This is a genomic window from Ramlibacter sp. JJN2-2R (assembly GCF_057747835.1).
Map to the genome: position 1 here is coordinate 3,654,640 of NZ_CM173226.1, position 20,385 is coordinate 3,675,024.

At 69.3% G+C, this 20,385-nt stretch carries 25 protein-coding genes and 1 tRNA gene; 8 read left to right on the top strand and 18 right to left on the bottom strand.

Features of this window, described 5'->3' with window-relative positions; all coding sequences use genetic code 11:
* Nucleotide 1 precedes the first annotated feature (1 nt).
* Together secA and AC3ANR_RS17715 are read right to left on the bottom strand one after the other, a co-directional pair.
* Complete coding sequence (gene secA / locus AC3ANR_RS17710; protein WP_488289422.1) at nucleotides 2-2,785, bottom strand: preprotein translocase subunit SecA; 2,784 nt, start codon at nucleotides 2,783-2,785, stop codon at nucleotides 2-4.
* 123 nt (nucleotides 2,786-2,908) lie between these two features.
* Nucleotides 2,909-3,880, bottom strand: a complete 972-nt coding sequence (locus AC3ANR_RS17715; protein WP_488289423.1) for a M23 family metallopeptidase — start codon at nucleotides 3,878-3,880, stop codon at nucleotides 2,909-2,911.
* 25 nt (nucleotides 3,881-3,905) lie between these two features.
* Here AC3ANR_RS17715 and AC3ANR_RS17720 point away from each other — a divergent pair, with 25 nt between their 5' ends.
* From AC3ANR_RS17720 to AC3ANR_RS17740, 5 genes are all read left to right on the top strand, one after another.
* The gene (locus tag AC3ANR_RS17720) at nucleotides 3,906-4,214 is read left to right on the top strand and encodes a hypothetical protein (protein ID WP_488289424.1); all 309 of its coding nucleotides are present in this window, start codon (nucleotides 3,906-3,908) and stop codon (nucleotides 4,212-4,214) included.
* 214 nt (nucleotides 4,215-4,428) lie between these two features.
* A complete protein-coding gene (locus AC3ANR_RS17725) occupies nucleotides 4,429-4,953 on the top strand; it encodes a superoxide dismutase family protein (RefSeq protein ID WP_488289425.1) in 525 nt (174 codons plus the stop codon).
* A 126-nt stretch (nucleotides 4,954-5,079) separates the two neighbouring features.
* A complete protein-coding gene (locus tag AC3ANR_RS17730; protein WP_488289426.1) occupies nucleotides 5,080-6,426 on the top strand; it encodes an NHL repeat-containing protein in 1,347 nt (448 codons plus the stop codon).
* Between the two features lie 9 nt (nucleotides 6,427-6,435).
* Complete coding sequence (locus AC3ANR_RS17735; protein WP_488289427.1) at nucleotides 6,436-6,897, top strand: hypothetical protein; 462 nt, start codon at nucleotides 6,436-6,438, stop codon at nucleotides 6,895-6,897.
* Between the two features lie 38 nt (nucleotides 6,898-6,935).
* On the top strand, nucleotides 6,936-7,490 hold the full coding sequence (locus AC3ANR_RS17740; RefSeq protein WP_488289428.1) for a DUF3617 domain-containing protein: 555 nt from the start codon (nucleotides 6,936-6,938) through the stop codon (nucleotides 7,488-7,490).
* A 76-nt stretch (nucleotides 7,491-7,566) separates the two neighbouring features.
* On the opposite strand, the gene AC3ANR_RS17745 is transcribed toward AC3ANR_RS17740, so the two are convergent.
* From AC3ANR_RS17745 to petA, 6 genes are all read right to left on the bottom strand, one after another.
* Nucleotides 7,567-7,641: transfer RNA gene (locus AC3ANR_RS17745), tRNA-Thr, on the bottom strand.
* Nucleotides 7,642-7,675: 34 nt separating this feature from the next.
* Nucleotides 7,676-8,185 (bottom strand): ClpXP protease specificity-enhancing factor, encoded by a 510-nt coding sequence (locus AC3ANR_RS17750; protein ID WP_488289429.1) that lies wholly within the window; start codon nucleotides 8,183-8,185, stop codon nucleotides 7,676-7,678.
* 20 nt (nucleotides 8,186-8,205) lie between these two features.
* Complete coding sequence (locus AC3ANR_RS17755; protein ID WP_027100926.1) at nucleotides 8,206-8,817, bottom strand: glutathione S-transferase N-terminal domain-containing protein; 612 nt, start codon at nucleotides 8,815-8,817, stop codon at nucleotides 8,206-8,208.
* A gap of 84 nt (nucleotides 8,818-8,901) precedes the next feature.
* Entirely contained in the window at nucleotides 8,902-9,663 is a 762-nt protein-coding gene (locus AC3ANR_RS17760; protein ID WP_488289430.1) for a cytochrome c1, read from the bottom strand.
* Between the two features lie 14 nt (nucleotides 9,664-9,677).
* Entirely contained in the window at nucleotides 9,678-11,090 is a 1,413-nt protein-coding gene (locus AC3ANR_RS17765) for a cytochrome b (protein WP_488289431.1), read from the bottom strand.
* Between the two features lie 12 nt (nucleotides 11,091-11,102).
* Nucleotides 11,103-11,705: a ubiquinol-cytochrome c reductase iron-sulfur subunit gene (gene petA / locus AC3ANR_RS17770; protein WP_488289432.1), complete on the bottom strand. Its 603-nt coding sequence runs from the start codon at nucleotides 11,703-11,705 to the stop codon at nucleotides 11,103-11,105.
* A gap of 134 nt (nucleotides 11,706-11,839) precedes the next feature.
* Between petA and mscL the strand changes: the two genes are divergently transcribed.
* Nucleotides 11,840-12,271: a large conductance mechanosensitive channel protein MscL gene (gene mscL / locus AC3ANR_RS17775; RefSeq protein ID WP_488289433.1), complete on the top strand. Its 432-nt coding sequence runs from the start codon at nucleotides 11,840-11,842 to the stop codon at nucleotides 12,269-12,271.
* Here the strand turns inward: mscL and pdxA are convergent.
* Entirely contained in the window at nucleotides 12,261-13,316 is a 1,056-nt protein-coding gene (gene pdxA / locus AC3ANR_RS17780; protein ID WP_488289434.1) for a 4-hydroxythreonine-4-phosphate dehydrogenase PdxA, read from the bottom strand. The genes mscL and pdxA overlap by 11 nt on opposite strands.
* On the bottom strand, nucleotides 13,313-14,071 hold the full coding sequence (locus tag AC3ANR_RS17785) for a Nif3-like dinuclear metal center hexameric protein (RefSeq protein ID WP_488291841.1): 759 nt from the start codon (nucleotides 14,069-14,071) through the stop codon (nucleotides 13,313-13,315). The genes pdxA and AC3ANR_RS17785 overlap by 4 nt, the downstream gene beginning before the upstream one ends.
* A 105-nt stretch (nucleotides 14,072-14,176) precedes the next feature.
* On the opposite strand from AC3ANR_RS17785, the gene AC3ANR_RS17790 reads away from it, so the two are divergent.
* The gene (locus AC3ANR_RS17790; protein WP_488289435.1) at nucleotides 14,177-15,328 is read left to right on the top strand and encodes a S1C family serine protease; all 1,152 of its coding nucleotides are present in this window, start codon (nucleotides 14,177-14,179) and stop codon (nucleotides 15,326-15,328) included.
* Here AC3ANR_RS17790 and tatC read toward each other — a convergent pair.
* The 7 genes from tatC to hisI form a co-directional block, all read right to left on the bottom strand.
* Nucleotides 15,325-16,119, bottom strand: coding sequence for a twin-arginine translocase subunit TatC (gene tatC, locus AC3ANR_RS17795; protein ID WP_488289436.1), 795 nt, complete (start codon nucleotides 16,117-16,119; stop codon nucleotides 15,325-15,327). The two genes, AC3ANR_RS17790 and tatC, sit on opposite strands and share 4 nt — an antisense overlap.
* Before the next feature lie 4 nt (nucleotides 16,120-16,123).
* Nucleotides 16,124-16,585: a Sec-independent protein translocase protein TatB gene (tatB, locus tag AC3ANR_RS17800; protein ID WP_488289437.1), complete on the bottom strand. Its 462-nt coding sequence runs from the start codon at nucleotides 16,583-16,585 to the stop codon at nucleotides 16,124-16,126.
* A 25-nt stretch (nucleotides 16,586-16,610) separates the two neighbouring features.
* Nucleotides 16,611-16,850: a Sec-independent protein translocase subunit TatA gene (gene tatA, locus AC3ANR_RS17805; RefSeq protein WP_488289438.1), complete on the bottom strand. Its 240-nt coding sequence runs from the start codon at nucleotides 16,848-16,850 to the stop codon at nucleotides 16,611-16,613.
* Between the two features lie 94 nt (nucleotides 16,851-16,944).
* Entirely contained in the window at nucleotides 16,945-17,313 is a 369-nt protein-coding gene (locus AC3ANR_RS17810; RefSeq protein ID WP_488289439.1) for a histidine triad nucleotide-binding protein, read from the bottom strand.
* Nucleotides 17,310-17,666: a DUF4870 family protein gene (locus tag AC3ANR_RS17815; protein WP_488289440.1), complete on the bottom strand. Its 357-nt coding sequence runs from the start codon at nucleotides 17,664-17,666 to the stop codon at nucleotides 17,310-17,312. The genes AC3ANR_RS17810 and AC3ANR_RS17815 overlap by 4 nt, the downstream gene beginning before the upstream one ends.
* Nucleotides 17,663-18,031, bottom strand: coding sequence for a phosphoribosyl-ATP diphosphatase (locus AC3ANR_RS17820; RefSeq protein ID WP_488289441.1), 369 nt, complete (start codon nucleotides 18,029-18,031; stop codon nucleotides 17,663-17,665). The genes AC3ANR_RS17815 and AC3ANR_RS17820 overlap by 4 nt, the downstream gene beginning before the upstream one ends.
* Nucleotides 18,032-18,038: 7 nt before the next feature.
* The gene (gene hisI / locus AC3ANR_RS17825; RefSeq protein ID WP_488289442.1) at nucleotides 18,039-18,428 is read right to left on the bottom strand and encodes a phosphoribosyl-AMP cyclohydrolase; all 390 of its coding nucleotides are present in this window, start codon (nucleotides 18,426-18,428) and stop codon (nucleotides 18,039-18,041) included.
* Nucleotides 18,429-18,605: 177 nt separating this feature from the next.
* On the opposite strand from hisI, the gene AC3ANR_RS17830 reads away from it, so the two are divergent.
* Entirely contained in the window at nucleotides 18,606-19,571 is a 966-nt protein-coding gene (locus AC3ANR_RS17830) for a fasciclin domain-containing protein (RefSeq protein WP_488289443.1), read from the top strand.
* Nucleotides 19,572-19,580: 9 nt separating this feature from the next.
* Here AC3ANR_RS17830 and hisF read toward each other — a convergent pair whose 3' ends face one another.
* A complete protein-coding gene (gene hisF, locus AC3ANR_RS17835) occupies nucleotides 19,581-20,360 on the bottom strand; it encodes an imidazole glycerol phosphate synthase subunit HisF (protein ID WP_488289444.1) in 780 nt (259 codons plus the stop codon).
* Nucleotides 20,361-20,385: the final 25 nt, after the last annotated feature.

Sequence of the window (20,385 nt, forward strand, 5' to 3'; positions counted from 1 at the left end):
CTCAGGCGAGCTTGCCGTGGCACTGCTTGTACTTCTTGCCGCTGCCGCACGGGCACGGGTCGTTGCGGCCCACGCGCGGCACCATGCCGGCGGCGGCCGCACCCGCGACCTTGGCGGCGGTGCTTTCGTCCACGCGGCTCTCCGCTTCGCCGGTCTCGGTGGGCGCGGTGTAGGTGACGTTGGCGATGCGCTCGGCGCGCTCCTCCAGGTCCTCGGCCGCCTGCTCCAGCTGCTCGCCGGACTGCACCTTCACGGTCATGAGGATCTTGGTCACCTCGTTCTTGACCGAGTCGAGCAGCTGCCCGAACAGCTCGAACGCCTCGCGCTTGTATTCCTGCTTGGGCTGCTTTTGCGCGTAGCCGCGCAGGTGGATGCCCTGGCGCAGGTAGTCGAGCGCGGCGAGGTGCTCGCGCCAGTGCGTGTCGATGCTCTGGAGCAGGACGATGCGCTCGAACTGGGTGAAGTTCTGCGGGCCGACCTGCGCCACCTTGGACTCGAACACCTCGTTGGCCGCCTTGAGCACCTTCTCGAGCACGTCCTCGTCGGTGATGGCGGTGGCCGACTGCACGTCCTGCTGCAGCGGCAGCTGGATGCCCCACTCGTCGGCCAGCGCCTTCTCCAGCCCGGCGATGTCCCACTGCTCCTCGACCGACTCGGGCGGCACGTACTGGTGCACCAGGTCGGTGAAGCAGCCCTCGCGCAGGGCCGCGATCTGCGCCGAGAGGTCGGCGGCATCGATGATCTCGTTGCGCTGCTGGTAGATGACCTTGCGCTGGTCGTTGGAGACGTCGTCGTACTCGAGCAGCTGCTTGCGGATGTCGAAGTTGCGCGCCTCGACCTTGCGCTGGGCGCTCTCGATGCTGCGCGTCACGATGCCCGCCTCGATGGCCTCGCCGTCGGGCATCTTCAGGCGGTCCATGATCGCCTTGACGCGGTCGCCCGCGAAGATGCGCATCAGCGGATCGTCCAGGCTCAGGTAGAAGCGCGAGGAACCGGGGTCGCCCTGGCGGCCCGAGCGGCCGCGCAGCTGGTTGTCGATGCGGCGGCTCTCGTGCCGCTCGGTGGCGATGATGCGCAGGCCGCCCAGCTTGACGACCGCCTCGTGGTCCTTCTGCCACTGCGCGCGCAGCTCGGCGATGCGCGCCTGCCTGGCGGCATCGTCGAGCGACTCGTCGGCCTCGACGGCCTCGATCGCCTTCTCCACGTTGCCGCCCAGCACGATGTCCGTGCCGCGGCCGGCCATGTTGGTGGCGATGGTGATCATCCTGGGCCGGCCGGCCTGCGCCACGATGTCGGCCTCGCGGGCGTGCTGCTTGGCGTTGAGCACCTGGTGCGGCAGGCCGACCTTGGTGAGCAGCTGGTCGATGATCTCGGAGTTCTCGATCGAGGTCGTGCCCACCAGCACGGGCTGGCCGCGGTCGTGGCACTCGCGGATGTCCTGGATGGCCGCTTCGTACTTCTCGCGCGTGGTCTTGTAGACGCGGTCGAGCTGGTCCTCGCGCTTGCTGGGACGATTGGGCGGGATCACCACGGTCTCGAGGCCGTAGATCTCCTGGAATTCGTAGGCTTCCGTGTCGGCCGTGCCGGTCATGCCGGAGAGCTTGGCGTACAGGCGGAAGTAGTTCTGGAACGTGATCGAGGCGAGGGTCTGGTTCTCGGCCTGGATCGGCACGCCTTCCTTGGCTTCCACGGCCTGGTGCAGGCCGTCGCTCCAGCGGCGGCCCGCCATCAGGCGGCCGGTGAACTCGTCGACGATCACCACCTCCATGGTGCCGTCCTCGCCGCGCTGCACCACGTAGTGCTGGTCGCGGTGGTACAGGTGCCTGGCCCGCAGCCCCGCGTACAGGTGGTGCATCAGCGTGATGTTGGCCGGGTCGTAGAGCGAGGCCCCCTCGGGGATCAGGCCCGCGTTGGCCAGGATGCGCTCGGCGCTCTCGTGGCCCTGCTCGGTCAGGTAGACCTGGTGCGTCTTCTCGTCGACCGTGAAGTCGCCCGGCTTGGTGACGCCCTGCCCGGTGATCGGGTCGGCCTCGCCCTCCTGCTTCGTGAGCAGCGGCACGACCTGGTTCATCGCGATGTACAGGTCGGTGTGGTCCTCGGCCTGGCCGCTGATGATCAGCGGGGTGCGCGCCTCGTCGATCAGGATCGAGTCCACCTCGTCGACGATGGCGTAGTTCAGGCCGCGCTGCACGCGATCGCCCGGCTCGTACACCATGTTGTCGCGCAGGTAGTCGAAGCCGAACTCGTTGTTCGTGCCGTACGTGATGTCCGAGCCGTAGGCGGCCTGCTTGTCGGCACGCGGCATCTGGGGCAGGTTGACGCCCACCGACAGGCCGAGGAAGTTGTACAGCCGGCCCATCCACTGGGCATCGCGGTTGGCCAGGTAGTCGTTGACCGTCACGACGTGCACGCCCTTGCCGGACAGCGCGTTCAGGTACACGGACAGCGTGGCCGTGAGCGTCTTGCCCTCGCCCGTGCGCATCTCGGCGATCTTGCCGTTGTGCAACGCCATCGCGCCCAGCATCTGGACGTCGAAGTGGCGCATCTTCATCACGCGCTTGGAGCCCTCGCGCACGACGGCGAACGCCTCGGGCAGCAGGGCGTCGAGCGTCTCGCCGTTGGCGACCCGGTCCTTGAACTCCTGCGTCTTGCCGCGCAGCTGCTCGTCACTCAGGCTCTCGAACGTGGGCTCCAGGGCATTGATCTGCTCCACGACCCGGCGGTACTGCTTGAGCAGGCGGTCGTTGCGGGATCCGAAAATCTGGGTGAGGAAATTCTTGGCCATGAACGCGGTCCTGCCCTGCCGCCCGGGTGGGGCCGCAGGGCAGCGGGATCCTTGTGTTGCTGCAGCAGTTGGGGCCGGGGCGAACCGGTGCAAGCACCGGCAGCCGCGGCAAAGCTGGCGATTTTACCGCCCGGCACGCCCGCCCATCGGGAGCGGGGACACGGCGGCCACCTGGGGACCGCCCGTCGGGCGGGAGCCCGCGTCCAGGAACTTCTGCGGGTCCTGCGGGACGCCACCGACCAGCACCTCGAAGTGCAGGTGCGGGCCGGTCGAGCGGCCGGTCGTGCCGACCTCGGCGACCTTCTGCCCGCGCTTGACCAGGTCGCCCTGCTTGACGAACACCCGGGAGGCATGGCCGTAGCGGGTGACGATGCCGTTGCCGTGGTCGATCTCGACCATGTTGCCGTAGGCCGGGTGCAGCTCCTGCGCGACCACCACCCCGCCCGAGGCGGCCCCGATGGGCGTGCCGGGCACGGCCTCGAAGTCGAGCCCGGTGTGCAGGGCCTGGCGGCCGGTGAACGGGTCGATGCGCCAGCCGAACGCCGAGCCCATGTGGGCGGACGCCACCGGCCGCTGCGTCGGCATCATCATGGTGCGGATCTTCTGGTCCAGCAGGCGCGACTCGACGACGGTGAGGACGTCCACGCGCACGCCGGTGGAGCGGTCCAGTTCGGCCAGCGCGGCCTGCAGCTCCTCCAGCGAGAGCGGCCGGCCGGACACCAGCGCGCCGCCGCGGCCGGGCGAGGACTTGAGCTCGGCGGGGCTGACCCCGGCCAGGCCGGAGACGCGCTCGCCCAGGGCCTCCAGCTGCACCAGCTTGGCCTGCATCTCGCCCAGCTTGCGCGCCATGGCGTCGAGGTTCTCGCGCATGAAGCGGTCGCGCTGCTCGAACTCGTCGCGCACGACGAACTTGACCAGCGCGCCGACCACCGGCCAGCCCTCGCGGGCGCCCTTGAGGAACACCCAGTGATACAGGCCGGCCGCGACCAGCATCAGTGCCAGCGACAGGCCGGCCAGCGCGAGCAGCAGCTTGGTGCCGCTCAGGTGGATGGCGCGGCTCTTGGCCACCCAGGCATCCGTGATAATGAAATGCACCGCCTACCCCTCCGTCGCGCCGCCGATGCAACGCCAACTCCATCCCGTGACCTTGCAGCAGGCCGCGCAGGACTCGCCCACGCTGGCGAGGCTGACGCAGCTCGCGCGCGAATCGGGCGAGCGGCTCAAGGCGGTCGAGTCCCTGATCCCCAGACCGCTGCGCTCCAGCATCAAGCCCGGGCCGATCGACGGGACCGCCTGGTGCCTGCTGGTGGAAGGCAACGCCGCGGCCGCGAAGCTGAGGCAGGTGCTGCCCGCCCTTCAAGCTCGACTGTGCGACCGGGGTTGGCAGGTTACCGCAATCCGCATCAAGGTCCAAGCAAGGTCGGCCTGAGGCCAGCCGCCGCCGGGCGGGTGGATGGTGCCGACTGTCGGGATCGAGCCGACGACCTGCCGGCGGCGACTCGCCGGCTCCGCGTCGCCTGCGCGGGTCGATTGCCAATCCGTACACGATCCGTAATCCCTGGCTGCCTACGATCCGCCGCGTCCTTCGGCCGTCCTCCACGGCGCGAAGGACGTGCATCGTCATGGAGGCCAGAAGGAAAACAATGGGATCACGTGTCATCGGCGCCGCGCTGTGGGTGTCCGCGCTGCTCGCCGCGGGCTGCGCGAGCGTCGGGCCGGGCGAGCCGCCCGCCCAGGCGCAACTGCAGCCGACCCAGGGCAACGGCGCCAAGGGGCGGGTGGAATTCAGGCCACGGACCGGCGGCCTCGAGGTCGTCGCGACGGTGAGTGGACTCTCGCCGGGGCCGCACGGCTTCCACGTGCACGAGAAGGGTGACTGCAGCGCCCCCGATGCCATGAGCGCAGGCGGCCACTTCAACCCGGCCGGCCAGCCGCACGGCCACCCCGGCCATGGGCAGCACCACCTGGGTGACATGCCGATGCTGGAAGCCGACGCGAACGGCAACGCGACGTTGACGGCCGTGCTGCCGGGCCTGGGCCTGGGCGGCGGCCCGTCGGGGATCGCGGGCCGGGCGGTGATCGTCCATGCCGCGGCCGACGACTTCAGGACCCAGCCGACCGGCAATTCCGGCGCACGCGTCGCGTGCGGCGTCATCGCGGCGCGCTGAACGCCGCCACGCACCGCGAGCGGCATGGCCTGCTCGCGCCCCCCCGCCGAAGGCGAGCGCCTTCGGCTCCGCGTTTCCTGAAGGCGCCCCGCCTTCGGCTGCGCGTTTCCTCGATCAGGAGAAGAGATGTTCGTCCCAACGACCAAGCGACTCGTGCCCGTCGCCTGCTGCGTCCTGCTGGGCTTGATGCTGGGGGGCTGCGGCGGCGGCGACCCCGTGGCGAGTGCCGACACCCCTGCAGCGCCTGCCGGCACGCCGCCCGCGCCCGTCGCGGCACCGGCGGAGACCCCCGCCACACCCGTTGTCCAACCGCCGGCCGTCACGGGCAACACCTTGGCCGCGGCGGCCACGCCTGCGGGGGCGATCCGGGTCACGGTCGGACAGAGCCAGGTGGTGAGCATCACCTTCTCGCCCAGCGACGCCCAGCCGGCGACGAACGTGCGGGTGACCACCAGCCTCGCGGGCCTGCCCGCCGGCTGGCGCAGCGCGGGCAGCGACTTCACCTGCGCCAGCGTCGGCCAGGATGGCGGCTGCAAGCTCGAGCTGACCTATGCGCCGCTGCAAGTGGCGCCCAGCGACACCCTCGCCCTGGCCTATTCGTACACCGACAGCGCCGGCCAGGCGAAGACCGGTTCGATGGCCGTCGTGTATGAAGCCGTCGCCGCGACGCGGGCCTACATCGTCAACTACGACGACCACAACGTCCGCCAGTGCGCGCTCGCGGCCGACGGCTCGCTCACCGCCTGCAGCACGGCGGCCGAAGCCCCGCTCTACCGGCCCACCGCCGTGGCGTTCAACGGCTCGACCGCCTACGTGCTCACCGACGGCGACGACAAGATCTACCGGTGCGACGTCGACCCCGCGGGGCCGTTCGCCAACTGCAGGGATTCGGGCGCCTCCGGCTTCGACAACCCGACCGGCCTGGCCGTCCACGGCTCGCGCATCTACGTTGCCAACCCGGGCAACGACACCCTGACCTGGTGCGCCATCGGCGCCGACGGCGGGCTCGGCGATTGCGGGGGCGCGGGCGACGCGATGTTCCGGCAGCCGTTCAACGTGGCCTTCCACGGCGGCAGGGTCTACCTCACGAACACGGCGACCAGCGTGCTGAGCGTGTGCGACCTCGAGGCGGACGGCATGTTCGCGAACTGCAGGAATTCCGGCGCCACCCTGCTGGACCGGCCGGAAGGCCTGGCCATCGCCGGCTCCACCGCCTACGTCACCAACTACGGGAGCAGGACGGTGACCCGATGCACGATCGGCGGCGACGGGCTGGCGTCCGCCTGCACCACCGCGCTCACCACCGCCTGGAGTTCGGCCGCGATCGCCGTGAGCGGCCCGCACGCCTACATCGCACAGGGCAGCGACCACTCGGTCCTGCACTGCGACGTCGCGGCCGACGGCGCGCTGCAGAACTGCGGCAACGCCGGCGCCACCGGCCTGAACTATCCGCTCGGCATCACCTTGCGTTGAGGAGCACCCGTGTCCAATTCGACTTCGACCAGCACCGCCCTGGCCCGCTTTGCGCTGGCCTGCACCGTCGCCGTGTCGGCCGCCTGGTGCAGCGTCGCCGGCGCCAAGGAGGCCAGCGCGGAGCTCGATCCCGCCAAGGCCGGCATCGCCGTCTACCCGGGGGCCCGGGTCGACGCCGGAGTGAGCGCGTTCGTGCGTGACTCGCTGCAGATGACAGGCGCCGCCTACCGCACCACCGACGACGTGGCCAAGGTGACGGCCTTCTACGAGAAGCAGGCCGGGTTCAGCAAGATGCCCGGCGCGTCGCGCGAGCAATCGGGCTTCTCGGCCGGCTGCAAGGCCGAGTTCAATCCTTACCTGAAGAAGGACATGCACAAGTGCGGCTACCAGGTGACCGTGCAGAACCCGTGGATGGACATGAAGACCGGCAAGCTGGTGCGCGACACGCTCATCACGATCGTGAAGCAGTGATGCACCGGACCGCACGCCACCCACGACGCGAGGGAACCATGACCAAGCACCTCCTGGCGGCCGCGTTCGCGGCCGTCGCCATCGCCGCCCCGGCCTCGGCCCAGCAGGCGCTCAAGCCCGGGCTGTGGCAGGTCGAGACCCGCATGCCCGGCGACCCCGAGTTCGACAAGAGCATGGCCGAGATGCGCGAGCAGCTCGCCTCCATGTCGCCGGAAGAGCGCAAGCAGATGGAAGCCATGATGGGCAAGAGCGGCGTGCAGCTGGCCGCCAGCGCCAAGGGCGGCACGGCCACGCGGTTCTGCATGGGTCGCGAGCAGGCCCAGCGCCAGGAAGTGCTCGGCACGCAGGGCGACTGCACCGTCACCAGGCAGGGACGCAGCGGCAACACCGTCACCGCCAGCTTCACCTGCAGGAATCCCAGCAGCACGGGGGAATCGGTGGTCAGGTTCGCGAGCCCCGAGGCCTACACCTCGAAGATGACGATGGTCACCGAACAGGCCGGCAGGAAGGACAGGACGGTGATCGAGAGCGACGCCAGGTGGCTGTCCGCCGACTGCGGCTCGCTCAAGCCCATCGCGCCGAAGGCGAAGTGAACCGCCCGGCGTGCGCCCGGGCCGTCTCTTCGTGCGGTGGAGCGGACAGCGCTTGAGGCCGAAGCCGCGCCGGAAGTGGTGCCGATTGTCGGGATCGAACTGACGACCTACCGCTTACAAGGCGGTTGCTCTACCACTGAGCTAAATCGGCACGGGCGAAATTCTAGGACGCGAAGCCCGGCGGGTCACTTGATGCGCTTGAGCGCCGGGCGCGGGCCGGAGGGGGGCCTGGGCGGCTCGGTGCCGGGCGGCGCATCCGGTGTCACCAGCTGCACGACCTTGGCCTCGCCGTCCCCATTGCCATGGCCGTTGCCCGCCGCCGGGACGCTGGACAGCGGCGTGCCGCGCGCCGGCTCCTCGCCGGGCGCGGCCGGGGCGGACACCGGGAAGGCCATGCCCTGGCCGTTCTCGCGCGCGTAGATGGCGATGACCCGGTTGACGGGCACCATGATCTCGCGGGCGGTGCCGGCAAAGCGCGCCTTGAACTCGATGAAATCGTTGCCCAGCTTGAGCGAGCTGGTCGCGTCGAAGCTGATGTTCAGCACGATCTCGCCGTTCTTCACGTACTCGCGCGGCACCTGCACGGTGTCGTCCACCTGCACCGCGACGTACGGCGTGAGGCCGTTGTCGGTGCACCAGTCGTACAGGGCGCGAATGAGATACGGACGGGTGGACGTGGATTCCAGGGCGTTCATCGTGCAGGCGGCATCCCGCTTTACTTGCGCATCACCTTCTCGGACGGCGTCAGCGCCTCGATGTAGGCGGGCCGCGAGAAGATGCGCTCGGCGTACTTGAGCAGGGGCGCCGCGTTCTTCGACAGCTCGATGCCATAGTAGTCCATGCGCCACAGCAGCGGCGCGATGGCCACGTCGAGCATGGAGAAGTTCTCGCCGAGCATGTACTTGTTCTTGAGGAACACCGGGGCCAGCTGGGTCAGGCGGTCGCGGATGTGCGAGCGCGCCTTCTCCAGCGCCTTCTCGTTGCCCTTGGACGCGCGCGACTCGAGCGTGCTCACGTGCACGAACAGCTCCTTCTCGAAATTGAGCAGGAACAGCCGCACGCGCGCGCGGTCGACCGGGTCGCCGGGCATCAGCTGCGGATGCGGGAAGCGCTCGTCGATGTACTCGTTGATGATGTTCGACTCGTACAGGATCAGGTCGCGCTCGACCAGGATCGGCACCTGCCCGTACGGGTTCATCACGTTGATGTCCTCGGGCTTGTTGTAGAGGTCCACGTCGCGGATCTCGAAGTCCATGCCCTTTTCGAACAGGACGAAACGGCAGCGGTGGGAGAAGGGGCAGGTCGTCCCCGAATACAGCACCATCATGGTCAATGGCTCCTTGAAAAAGTGAAAACACGGTCTGGCTGTCGCCAGACCGTGTCCTTCAGCGAAACGATCGGTCGGCCGCGGTTAACGGACGTCCTTCCAGTAGGCGGCGTTCAGGCGCCAGGCGATGACGGTGAAGGCCAGCAGGAACAGCAGCACCCAGACGCCCACCCGCACGCGGGAATTCTGCGCCGGCTCGGCCATCCACTGCAGGTAACCCACGAGGTGGGCGACGGCCTGGTCGTATTGCACCGGCGTCATCGCGCCCGGGGTCACCTGCTTCCAGCCCTTGAAGATCTTCACTTCGTGGCCGTGTTCCTCGGCGGTCTCGTAGACCGGCTCGCGCTCGCCCTGCAGCTGCCACAGGGCATGCGGCATGCCCACGTTCGGGAACGTCAGGTTGTTCCAGCCGGTGGGACGGGTCGGGTCGCGGTAGAAGCTGCGCAGGAAGGTGTACAGGTAGTCGGGGCCGGTGCCGCCGTGGCCCGCGCGCGAGCGCGCCACCAGGGTCAGGTCGGGCGGGTTGGCGCCGAACCAGTCCTTGGCCTGGCGCGGATCGATGGCGGACTTCATGGTGTCGCCGACCTTGTCGGTCGTGAACAGCAGGTTGTCCTTGATCTGCTGCTCGGTCAGGCCGATGTCGCGCAGGCGGTTGAACCGCATGAACGCGGCCGAGTGGCAGCTGAGGCAGTAGTTGACGAAGATGCGCGCGCCGTCCTGCAGCGCGGGCAGGTCGTTCGTCATGTTGGGCGCCTTGTCCCAGTGCACTTCGTTCTCGGCGGCGTGGGAGGCCAGCGGCAGCACCGCGGCCAGCGACAGCGCCAGGGAGAGGAGGAGCTTCTTCATTCTTGTCGTCCCGTTCAGTGCGCCGCGAAGGTGATGCGGTCGGGCACGGTCTTGAACTCGCCCAGTCGGCTCCACCACGGCATCAGCAGGAAGAAGCCGAAGTAGAACAGGGTGCCCAGTTGCGAGACGCGCTCGCCCACCGGCGAGGGCGGCTGCACGCCCAGGTAGCCCAGGACCAGGAACACCGCCACGAAGGCGCCGTACACCCACTTGTGCCAGCCCGGACGGTAGCGGATGGACTTGACCGGGCTGTTGTCCAGCCAGGGCAGGAAGAACAGGATGATCACCGCGCCGCCCATCACGACGACGCCCCAGAACTTGGCGTCGATGGACAGCATCAGCGCCACCACCACGAGCGCGCCGATGCCGACGATGGCGCGGCCGACCACGCCCATGCGCGACTTGAACACGCCCCAGGCGGCGCCCAGCAGCACGCACGCGATCAGGGCGTACATCATCTCGGCCGTGATGGCGCGCAGCATCGAGTAGAACGGCGTGAAGTACCACACCGGGGCGATGTGCGTGGGCGTCTTCAGCGGGTCGGCCGGGATGAAGTTGTTGAACTCCAGGAAGTAGCCGCCGGCTTCGGGCGCGAAGAAGATGATGGCCGAGAACACCATCAGGAACACCGACACGCCCATCAGGTCGTGCACCGTGTAGTACGGGTGGAACGGGATGCCGTCCAGCGGCTTGCCGTTGGCGTCCCTGGGGGCGTTCGGGCCCTTGATCTCGACGCCGTCGGGGTTGTTGGAGCCGACGTCGTGCAGCGCCAGCAGGTGGGCGACCACCAGGCCGAGCAGCACCAGCGGCACCGCGATCACGTGGAAGCTGAAGAAGCGGTTCAGCGTCGCGTCGCTCACCACGTAGTCGCCGCGGATCAGCAGGGCCAGGTCCGGGCCGATGAAGGGGATGGCGGAGAACAGGTTCACGATCACCTGCGCGCCCCAGTACGACATCTGGCCCCAGGGCAGCAGGTAGCCCATGAAAGCCTCGGCCATCAGCGACAGGAAGATCGCGCAGCCGAACAGCCAGACCAGCTCGCGCGGCTTGCGGTAGCCGCCGTACATCAGGCCCTTGAACATGTGGAGGTAGACCACGATGAAGAAGGCCGAGGCGCCGGTGGAGTGCATGTAGCGCACCAGCCAGCCCCACGGGACGTCGCGCATGATGTATTCGACCGAGGCGAACGCCAGCGTGGCGTCCGGCTTGTAGTTCATCACCAGGAAGATGCCGGTGACGATCTGGATCACCAGCACCAGCAGCGCCAGCGAGCCGAAGAAGTACCAGAAGTTGAAGTTCTTCGGCGCGTAGTACTCGGTGACGTGGTAGCGCATCTGCTCCCCGAAGGTCGGGAAGCGGTTGTTGAACCAATTGGCCAGCTTCTCGCCGGCGCTGGCGTTCGGGGAGATTTCCTTGAATTCAGCCATGCTCGCCTCGGGTTACGCCTTGCTGCTCTTGTCCTCGCCGATGATCAGGCGGGTGTCGGACAGGTATTGGTGCGGCGGCACTTCGAGGTTGTCCGGCGCGGGCTTGTTCTTGAACACACGGCCGGCCAGGTCGAACGTCGAGCCATGGCACGGGCACAGGAAGCCGCCCTGCCAGTCATCGGGCAGCGACGGCTGGGGGCCGGATTGCAGGCGGTCGGTGGGCGAGCAGCCCAGGTGCGTGCAGATGCCCACGCCGACGAAGATCTCGGGCTTGATGGAGCGGTATTCGTTGCGGGCGTACTCGGGAGTCGGGTAAGCCTTGCGCTCGGACTTGGGGTCGGCCACCAGGGCGTCGGTCTTCTTGAGCGACGCGATCATCTCCGGGGTCCGCTTGAGGATCCACACCGGCTTGCCGCGCCACTCCACGGTCACCTTCTCGCCCGGCTGGAGCGACCCGATGTCCACCTCGACGGGCGCCCCGGCGGCCTTGGCCCGCTCGGACGGCTGGAAGCTGCTCACGAAGGGAACTGCGGTGAATGCAGCGCCTGCCGCGCCCGCGCAAGTGGACGCGATCAGCCACGTCCGCTTGCTGGTGTCCGCTGGGGTGTCACTCATGAAATCCTCGAAGGGGGAGCTGGTGGAAGGTCAACCCGCGATTGTAGCGGAGCGTATCGGGACAAATCGAGGCCGGATGGGCTGGCCGGGGTTCCGCCATACTTGCGCCGCGTTCCACCCAGGAGGAGCAAGCGATGGGCATGTTCAAGGAATTCCGCGAGTTCGCGGTCAAGGGCAGCGTCGTCGACCTGGCGGTCGGCGTCATCATCGGCGCGGCGTTCGGCAAGATCGTCGATTCGGTCGTCAACGACATGGTGATGCCGGTGGTCGGCGCCATCGTCGGCAAGATCGACTTCAGCAACCTGTTCGTCGTGCTCGGGCCGGTGCCGGCGGGCACCGCCACCACGCTGGACGGGCTGAAGAAAGCCGGCGTCCCGGTGCTGGCCTACGGCAATTTCCTGACCGTCGTGGTCAATTTCGCCATCCTGGCGTTCATCATTTTCCTGATGATCCGGCAGATCAACCGCCTCAAGCGGGCCCAGGCCGAGCCGGCCGCCGCCGCCCCGTCCGCGCCGCCGGAGGACATCGTCCTGCTGCGCGAGATCCGCGACAGCCTCAGGCGCTGAGCGACCGGGCCATGCGGATGGCCGCGAGCAGGCTGGCGGCGTCCGCCCGGCCCGTGCCCGCGATGTCGAAGGCCGTGCCGTGGTCGGGGCTGGTGCGCACCAGCGGCAGCCCCAGCGTGACGTTCACGCCCTGCTCCACGCCCAGGTACTTCACCGGGATCAACCCCTGGTCGTGGTACATGGCCACGACGGCGTCGTAGCCGCCCGGCCGCCCGTGGGCGGCGCGCGCGCGCATGAAGATGGTGTCGGGCGGGTGCGGCCCGTCGGCGTCGATCCCCTCGGCGCGCGCGGCCGCGATCGCCGGCGCGATGGCCTCGATCTCCTCGCGCCCGAACAGGCCGCCCTCCCCCGCATGCGGGTTCAGGCCGGCGACCGCCAGCCGGGGCGGGCGGCCGAGCATCCGGCGCAGCGACACGTGGGCGATGCGCAACGTCTGCAGCACCTGCTCCCGCGTGACGGCATCGATGGCGTCGCGCAGCGAGACATGGATGCTGACCAGCACGGTGCGCAGCTCCTCGTTGGCCAGCATCATGCGCACCGGCATCTGCTCGAGCGGCACGCCGGCGTGCCGTGCGGCCTCGGCCTGCAGCAGTTCCGTGTGGCCGGGAAAGTGCACGCCGGCCGCGGCCAGCGCCTCCTTGTGCAGCGGCGCGGTGACGAGGCCCGCGACGTCGCCGCGCAGCGCGGCGCGCGCCGCCCAGGTGACCGCATCGGCGGCGATGCGCCCGGCCGCGGCGTCCACGCGGCCCCAGGCCACGCACCGGGCGTGCTCGTCCCCCACCTGCAGCAGCGGGATGCAGCGCGGCGGCACGTCCGGCGCCTCGGCGATCGACTCGATGCGTGCCACGGGCATGGGCAGCCCGCCCGGGCCCTGCACCACGGCGCATGCGCGACGCAGGTGGGCGAGGTCGCCGACGACGACGCAGCCGGCGGTCAGCCCGGGCGCGTCCCGGAATGCCTTGGCGATGATCTCGCCGCCGATGCCGGCGGGGTCGCCGAGCGTGACCGCCAGCGGCCGGATGCGAGCGGGGTCCGCCGTGCTCATGCGGGGTTGTCGATGTCGATGAAGCGATGGGCCAGGCCGAGCGCGGCGGCCACGTGCGCCGCCACGGCCGGCGCGCCATAGCGCTCGGTGGCGTGGTGCCCGCACGCGAGGTAGGACACGCCGCATTCGCGCGCGTAGTGCGCCTGCGGCTCGGAGATCTCGCCGGTGAGGAAGGCCTGCGCGCCCGCGGCGATGGCGTCCTCGAAATAGCCCTGGGCGCCGCCGGTGCACCAGGCGATGCGCGTGACGGGGCCGGCACGGCCGGGCACCAGCGTCACCTGCCGGCCCAGCACCTGCTGCGCGTGGCGTGCCAGCGCGGCTGCGTCCTCGAACGGCGCCTCGCCGGCGCGCCCGCCGATGAATCCCAGGTCCTGCTCGCCGAAGCGCCCGTCGGCCTGCAGCCCCAGTGCGCGCCCCAGTTGCGCGTTGTTGCCCAGCTCCGGATGCGCGTCCAGCGGCAGGTGGTAGGCGAACAGGTTGATGTCGTGCGCGAGCAGCAGCGCGAGCCGCTGCTTCATCCAGCCGGTGACGCGGCCGTCCTGGCCGCGCCAAAACAGGCCGTGGTGCACGAACACGGCGTCGGCGCCGTCTTCGATCGCCGCCTCGATCAGGGCCCGGCTGGCCGTGACGCCCGACACGATGCGTCGCACCTGCTCCCGGCCCTCGACCTGCAGCCCGTTGGGCCCGTAGTCCTTGAAGCGCTCGGGCTGGAGCAGCTGGTCGAAAGCCTGGGCGAGTTGCTGGCAGGAAACCATGGTCGGGACGCGCAAAACATCGATTGTGGGGCAAGCCGCAGCGCCCCCCGGGGGCGCCGGACGCGGTCTACACTCGCGCATCCCCCCGCCCCCCCCGAGTGCCGCATGCGCCGCTACTGGCTTCTGTTTTCCCAGGCCGTCACGATCCTGCTCGCCGCCTGGTTCGTGGTGGCCACGCTCAAGCCCGAGTGGGTGCGCCGGCCCGCGCTGCTCACCCAGGACACGGGCGTGCCGCTGGTGCAGTCGCCCGCGCCGGCAAAGGGTCCGCCCCCGCCAGGCAGCTTCCGGCTCGCGGCGCAGCGCGCCTCCGGGGCCGTGGTGAGCATCAACACGAGCAAGGCGCCGCCCCGCAACCCGCAGGCCAACGACCCCTGGTTCCGCTTCTTCTTCGGCGACCAGGGCGACCAGCCCCAGGTCGGCCTGGGCAGCGGCGTGATCATCAGCGCCGACGGCTACATCCTCACCAACAACCACGTCGTCGAGTCCGCCGACGAGATCGAGGTCACCCTGAACGACAGCCGCACGGCGCAGGCCAAGGTGATCGGCACCGACCCCGACACCGACCTGGCGGTCCTGAAGGTCAACCTGGACCGGCTGCCCGTCCTGGTGCTGGGCAACTCCGACTCTCTGCAGGTGGGCGACCAGGTGCTGGCCATCGGCAACCCGTTCGGCGTCGGGCAGACCGTCACCAGCGGCATCGTCAGCGCGCTCGGGCGCAACCAGCTGGGCATCAACACCTTCGAGAACTTCATCCAGACCGACGCGGCCATCAATCCCGGCAATTCGGGGGGCGCGCTGGTGGACGTGAACGGCCAGCTGATGGGCATCAACACGGCGATCTATTCGCGCTCGGGCGGCAGCATGGGCATCGGGTTCGCCATTCCCGTGTCCACGGCCCGGCAGGTGCTCGAAGGCATCGTGAAGGACGGCGTGGTGCGGCGCGGCTGGATCGGCGTCGAGCCGGCCGACCTGTCGCCGGACCTGATGGAGACCTTCGGCGTGAAGGCCAGGCACGGCGTGCTGATCACCGGCGTGCTGCAAAACGGCCCGGCGGCGCAGGCGGGCGTGCGGCCTGGCGACGTCATCGTCGAGGTGGCCGGCAAGCCGGTCGCCAACGTGTCGGAGCTGCTGACCAACGTGGCCGCGCTCAAGCCCGGCACGCCGGCGCCGTTCCGCCTGCAGCGGCGCGACGATTCGGTGCAGGTGAACGTGACGCCCGGCCTGCGGCCGCGGCCGCAGGCGGCGGCCCGGCGTTAGGCGCCGCCGTCGGCGGCGGCGGATTCCTCGCCCGGCGCCGGCGTCTTCTTGATGAACACCTGGGCGGCGAGGATGCCGACCTCGTACAGGCCGCCCACCACGCCCAGCAGGATCATCATGGAGCCGGCATCCGGCGGCGTGACCAGGGCGGTGCCGATGGCCGCGATGACCCAGAAGTAGCCGCGCCATTCGCGCAGCTGCGCCACCGACACCACGCCCATGCGCACGAGCAGGATGACGGCCACCGGCACTTCGAAGGCCAGCCCGAAGGCCAGGAACATCCCGAGCACGAAGCTGAGGTATTCCTCGATGTCAGGCGCCGCCGTGATGCTCTTGGGCGCGAACGTCTGGATGAACTTGAAGACCTGGCCGAAGACGAACCAGTAGCAGAAGGCCACGCCGGCGAAGAACAGGATCGTGCTGGAGATCACCAGCGGCAGCACCAGCTTCTTCTCGTGCGCGTACAGCCCCGGTGCCACGAAGGCCCAGGCCTGGTACAGCACCACCGGCAGGGCGACCAGGAAGGCCGCCATGAACATGATCTTGAGCGGCACCACGAACGGCGAGATGACGTTGGTGGCGATCAGCGTCGCGCCCTTGGGCAGGTAGGCCACCAGCGGCGCGGCGAGCAGGTCGTACAGCGCGGACGGGCCGGGGTACAGCGCGAGCACCGCGGCGGCGATGCCGATGGCGATGACGGCCTTGATCAGCCGGTCGCGCAGTTCGACGAGGTGGGCGACGAAGGGCTGCTCGGTGCCGGCGAGCTCGTCTTCCGGTTCAGGGGTGGACATGCAGTCAGTCGAACTTCTTCGGGCGATAGCGCGCCACGCGGGCGGCGCCCGAGAGCGCGCGGGTGCGGACGCCGTTGCGGGCCTTGTACCACTGCGGCGTGGCGCCCTGCTTCAGGCGCCAGTTCTTCTTCGGGTGACGGTATTGGGGGTACGCAGGCTCGATCGCCGGCGGCTGCGCCTCGGGGGCGGACAGCGCCTCGGACCACTGCTTCTCGAAATCGGCGGCGCCGGTTCGCACCGACTGCTCCACCTCGCGGGCGGCGGTCTCCACGCTTTCCTTCATCTTGCGCAGCTCGTCCAGCTCCATCGAGCGGTTGACCTCCGCCTTGACGTCGTTGACGTAGCGCTGCGCCTTGCCGAGCAGCGTGCCGACGGTGCGGGCCACGCGCGGCAGCTTCTCGGGGCCGACGACGATCAACGCCACCGCCCCGATCAGGGCCATCTTGGAAATGCCGAGGTCGATCACCGCGCGCTGGCTCCGGACGGACGAATCACGACTTGTTGCGAGCCTCGACGTCGATCGTGGATTTGTCGGCGGCCGGCGGGGCGCTGGTCACCTGCTGGTTCGGCGGGACCGGGGTGTCCGGGGCCGAGCCGTCGCGCATGCCTTCCTTGAAGCCCTTGACGGCGCCGCCGAGGTCGGAGCCGATGTTCTTGAGCTTCTTGGTGCCGAACACCAGCACGATGATCAGCAGCACGATCAGCCAGTGCCAGATGGAAAACGAACCCATGGACTACTCCTGAATGAATCTGTGGATTTTAAGGCGGCGGGTGATGAGCCCCGCCGAAGACCCTACGTCGCGGAGCGAGCGCTAACCGCCCGCCCTAGCCCTTGAGCCACGGGCGGGGGCCGCCCATGACGTGGATGTGCAGGTGGTGGACCTCCTGCCCGCCCTCCTGGCCGGTATTGATGACGACCCGGTGGCCGCCCTGCGGGTACGGCCGGCAGCCTTCCTGCAACGCCAGCCGCGGCGCCAGCGCCAGCATGCGGCCGAGCAGCGGCGCGTGCTCGTCGCCCACCTGGGCGAGCGACGGCACGTGCGCCTTCGGGATGAGCAGGAAATGCACGGGCGCCCACGGGTGGATGTCGTGGAAGCCGAGGATCTCGTCGTCCTCGTAGACCTTGCGCGAGGGAATCTTGCCCTCGGCGATCTTGCAGAACAGGCAGTCCGGGTCGCGGTGCGTGGCGCTCATTGGGGCAACTGGTTGTCGTTGAAGCGCAGCCAGCCGCGGATGCAGCGGTACAGGTACCACAGGCCCACGACGCCCCAGGCGATCATGCCCGGCACGACCAGCAGCAGGAACAGCGGCGAGGTGACGGCCAGCCACAGCACGGTCCACCAGAATGTGCTGATCATGTACGTGTGGTGCGCCGCGTACAGGGCGTCGTGCTCGTCGGCGCGCCGGATGTAGTTGACGATGACGGCGATGACCGCCAGCGTGTACATGCTCGCCCAGGAGACGGTGTGCATCGCGTACAGCACGTGCATCACCGTGCGGTCGCCCTGGGTCTTGGCGTCGAACGACGCATAGTTGGTCTGGCTCATTCGCCTGCTCCTTCCCGCTGCTGCGCCTTGCGCAAGGCCTTTTCCTCGATGCCGCTGGTGCCTTCGCGGCGCTCCAGCTCGGCGATCACGTCGGCCGGCGACAACCCATAGTGCGCCAGGGCGATCATGGTGTGGAACCACAGGTCGGCCACCTCGCCGACCAGCCGCGCGGGATCGCCCCCGTGGCCGGCATCCTTGGCCGCCATCACGACCTCGGTGGCCTCCTCGCCGATCTTCTTCAGGAAGGCGTCGGGGCCCTTGTGCAGCAGCCGCGAGACATAGCTGCGCTCGGGGTCGCCCCCGTTGGCGGGCTTGCGGCTCTCGATGACGCCGGCCAGGCGGGCGAGTGAATCGTCGGAACGCATCGCGGTCTCAGGTGTAGATGGTGGCCGGGTCTTTCAAGACCGGCTCCACCACCTTCCATCCGGCGCCGTCATGCAGCTGGAAGAAACAGCTGTGACGCCCCGTGTGGCAGGCGATGGACGGGTCGTGCCCGAGCTGGGTGACCTTGAGCAGCAGCACGTCGTTGTCGCAATCCATGCGGATCTCGTGCACCTGCTGGACGTGCCCCGACGCCTCGCCCTTGGGCCAGAGGCGGTTGCGCGAGCGGCTGAAATAGACGGCCCGGCCGGTCTCCGCGGTGCGGCGCAGCGCCTCGCGGTCCATCCACGCGAACATCAGCACGTCGCCGCTGGACCGCTCCTGGGCGATGACGGGCACCAACCCATTGGGATCCCACTTGACCTGCTCGAGCCACTCCATGCGGGGATTGTCCGCGATTCGTGCCGGCGTCCAGCCAACGCAGCGAAAAGCGTATCGGACGTAACGAGGGACGACCGACCGCAAACTTGTTTGTCTAAAAAAATACCATCCGGTCACCGCCATCGGACAAGGGGTTCGGTGCGGCTGTCCAGCAACCCATTTGCGAAAGGGCTAGTGATGCAACGCAGAGCATTCTTCGTGGCGACTGCCGCGACAACCTTGCCGTTCCTGCTTCCGGCGTGCGGCGGCGGCGACAGCGACGGCGCCACCGGCCCCCTGGCGGCGGCCAGCGCCGCGCAGGACGTGGTCCAGGTCGCGCAGGCCAACGCAGACCTGAGCATCCTGGTCGAGGCCGTGGCGGCGGCGGGCCTGGTAACGACGCTCGAGGGCGCGGGCCCGTTCACCGTGTTCGCGCCGAGCAATGCCGCCTTCGCCTCGCTGCTGACCGAGCTCGGCCTCACCAAGGCCCAGCTGCTGGCCAATCGGACCCTGCTCACGGCGGTGCTCACCTACCACGTGCTGCCGGCCCGGGTTCAGCGATCGGAGGTGCCGCTGGGCAGCGCGATCCGCACCGCGCAGGGAGCGGTCCTGAAGGTCGATGCCGCGGGCAGCGGGCTGGTGCTCACCGACGGCCGCAACCGCACCAGCAACATCACCGCCGCCGACATCCAGGCGTCCAACGGCGTCGTGCACGTGATCGACCGCGTGCTGCTCCCGCCGGACCGCGACATCGTGCAGGTCGCGCAGTCGCTGCCCCAGTTCAGTACCCTGGTGCAGGCCGTCGTCGCCGCCGACCTGCAGGGCACCCTGGCCGGCACCGGGCCCTTCACGGTGTTCGCGCCGACCAACGACGCTTTCGCGGCCCTGTTCGCGGAGCTGGGCCTCACGCCGGCCCAGTTGCTGGCCGACAAGCCGCTGCTGACGAAGGTGCTGACCTACCACGTGCTGCCCGCGCGGGTGCTCAAGGCCGAGGTTCCTGTCGGCCGGCCGATCGCCACCGTCGAGGGCGAGACGCTGCAGGTGAGCGCCGCCTTCGAGATCACCGACCAGCGCGGTCGCACCGCCAGGATCGTGACCACCGACGTGTTCGCCACCAATGGCGTGGTCCACGCCATCGACCGGGTGCTGCTGCCGCGAGCCTGAGCAGCCGGCTCAGAGCCGCACCGGAATGCCGCGCTCGGCCATCCGCGCCTTCGCCTGCCCGACCGTGTACTCGCCGTAGTGGAAGATGCTGGCGGCGAGCACCGCGTCGGCGCCGCCCTGCTGGATGCCGTCGGCCAGGTGTTCGAGGTTGCCCACCCCGCCGGAGGCGATGACCGGCACGCTCACGGCGTCGCTCACGGCGCGTGTGAGCGCCAGGTCGAAGCCGGACTTGGTGCCGTCGCGGTCCATGCTGGTCAGCAGGATCTCGCCGGCGCCGCGGCGGGCCATCTCGGCGGCCCACTGCACCGCGTCCAACCCGGTGTTGCGCCGCCCGCCGTGGCTGTACACGTCCCAGCCCGGACCGCGGGCCAGGGCGTCCTCGCCGGTGCGGCGCTTGGCGTCGATGGCCACCACGATGCACTGGGCGCCGTACTTGTGGGAGGCGGCGTCGATCACGTCGGGGTTGGCGATCGCGGCCGAGTTGAAGCTGGTCTTGTCCGCGCCGGCATTGAGCAGCCGGCGCACGTCCTCGACGGTGCGCACGCCGCCGCCCACGGTGAGGGGGATGAAGACCTGCGCGGCCACCGCCTCGATGATGTGCAGGATCAGGCCGCGCTCGTCGCTGGTGGCCGTGATGTCCAGGAACGTGAGTTCGTCGGCGCCCTGCTCGTTGTAGCGGGCAGCGATCTCCACCGGGTCGCCGGCATCGCGCAGCTCGACGAAGTTGACGCCCTTGACCACGCGGCCGCCGGTCACGTCCAGGCAGGGAATGATTCTCTTGGCCAGCATGGGATGGAATGGCTGGGCGGCCGCG

Coding starts and splice junctions, on each gene's coding strand:
- AC3ANR_RS17730 (WP_488289426.1), top strand. CDS start 5,080: ATGTTCGTCCCAACGACCAAGCGACTCGTGCCCGTCGCCTGCTGCGTC.
- AC3ANR_RS17765 (WP_488289431.1), bottom strand. CDS start 11,090: ATGGCTGAATTCAAGGAAATCTCCCCGAACGCCAGCGCCGGCGAGAAG.
- secA (WP_488289422.1), bottom strand. CDS start 2,785: ATGGCCAAGAATTTCCTCACCCAGATTTTCGGATCCCGCAACGACCGC.
- pdxA (WP_488289434.1), bottom strand. CDS start 13,316: ATGAGCACGGCGGACCCCGCTCGCATCCGGCCGCTGGCGGTCACGCTC.
- AC3ANR_RS17750 (WP_488289429.1), bottom strand. CDS start 8,185: ATGAACGCCCTGGAATCCACGTCCACCCGTCCGTATCTCATTCGCGCC.
- AC3ANR_RS17725 (WP_488289425.1), top strand. CDS start 4,429: ATGGGATCACGTGTCATCGGCGCCGCGCTGTGGGTGTCCGCGCTGCTC.
- AC3ANR_RS17790 (WP_488289435.1), top strand. CDS start 14,177: ATGCGCCGCTACTGGCTTCTGTTTTCCCAGGCCGTCACGATCCTGCTC.
- AC3ANR_RS17720 (WP_488289424.1), top strand. CDS start 3,906: ATGCAACGCCAACTCCATCCCGTGACCTTGCAGCAGGCCGCGCAGGAC.
- AC3ANR_RS17820 (WP_488289441.1), bottom strand. CDS start 18,031: ATGCGTTCCGACGATTCACTCGCCCGCCTGGCCGGCGTCATCGAGAGC.
- AC3ANR_RS17810 (WP_488289439.1), bottom strand. CDS start 17,313: ATGAGCGCCACGCACCGCGACCCGGACTGCCTGTTCTGCAAGATCGCC.
- petA (WP_488289432.1), bottom strand. CDS start 11,705: ATGAGTGACACCCCAGCGGACACCAGCAAGCGGACGTGGCTGATCGCG.
- tatA (WP_488289438.1), bottom strand. CDS start 16,850: ATGGGTTCGTTTTCCATCTGGCACTGGCTGATCGTGCTGCTGATCATC.
- mscL (WP_488289433.1), top strand. CDS start 11,840: ATGGGCATGTTCAAGGAATTCCGCGAGTTCGCGGTCAAGGGCAGCGTC.
- AC3ANR_RS17755 (WP_027100926.1), bottom strand. CDS start 8,817: ATGATGGTGCTGTATTCGGGGACGACCTGCCCCTTCTCCCACCGCTGC.
- tatC (WP_488289436.1), bottom strand. CDS start 16,119: ATGTCCACCCCTGAACCGGAAGACGAGCTCGCCGGCACCGAGCAGCCC.
- AC3ANR_RS17815 (WP_488289440.1), bottom strand. CDS start 17,666: ATGAGCCAGACCAACTATGCGTCGTTCGACGCCAAGACCCAGGGCGAC.
- hisF (WP_488289444.1), bottom strand. CDS start 20,360: ATGCTGGCCAAGAGAATCATTCCCTGCCTGGACGTGACCGGCGGCCGC.
- AC3ANR_RS17740 (WP_488289428.1), top strand. CDS start 6,936: ATGACCAAGCACCTCCTGGCGGCCGCGTTCGCGGCCGTCGCCATCGCC.
- AC3ANR_RS17785 (WP_488291841.1), bottom strand. CDS start 14,071: ATGGTTTCCTGCCAGCAACTCGCCCAGGCTTTCGACCAGCTGCTCCAG.
- AC3ANR_RS17760 (WP_488289430.1), bottom strand. CDS start 9,663: ATGAAGAAGCTCCTCCTCTCCCTGGCGCTGTCGCTGGCCGCGGTGCTG.
- AC3ANR_RS17830 (WP_488289443.1), top strand. CDS start 18,606: ATGCAACGCAGAGCATTCTTCGTGGCGACTGCCGCGACAACCTTGCCG.
- hisI (WP_488289442.1), bottom strand. CDS start 18,428: ATGGAGTGGCTCGAGCAGGTCAAGTGGGATCCCAATGGGTTGGTGCCC.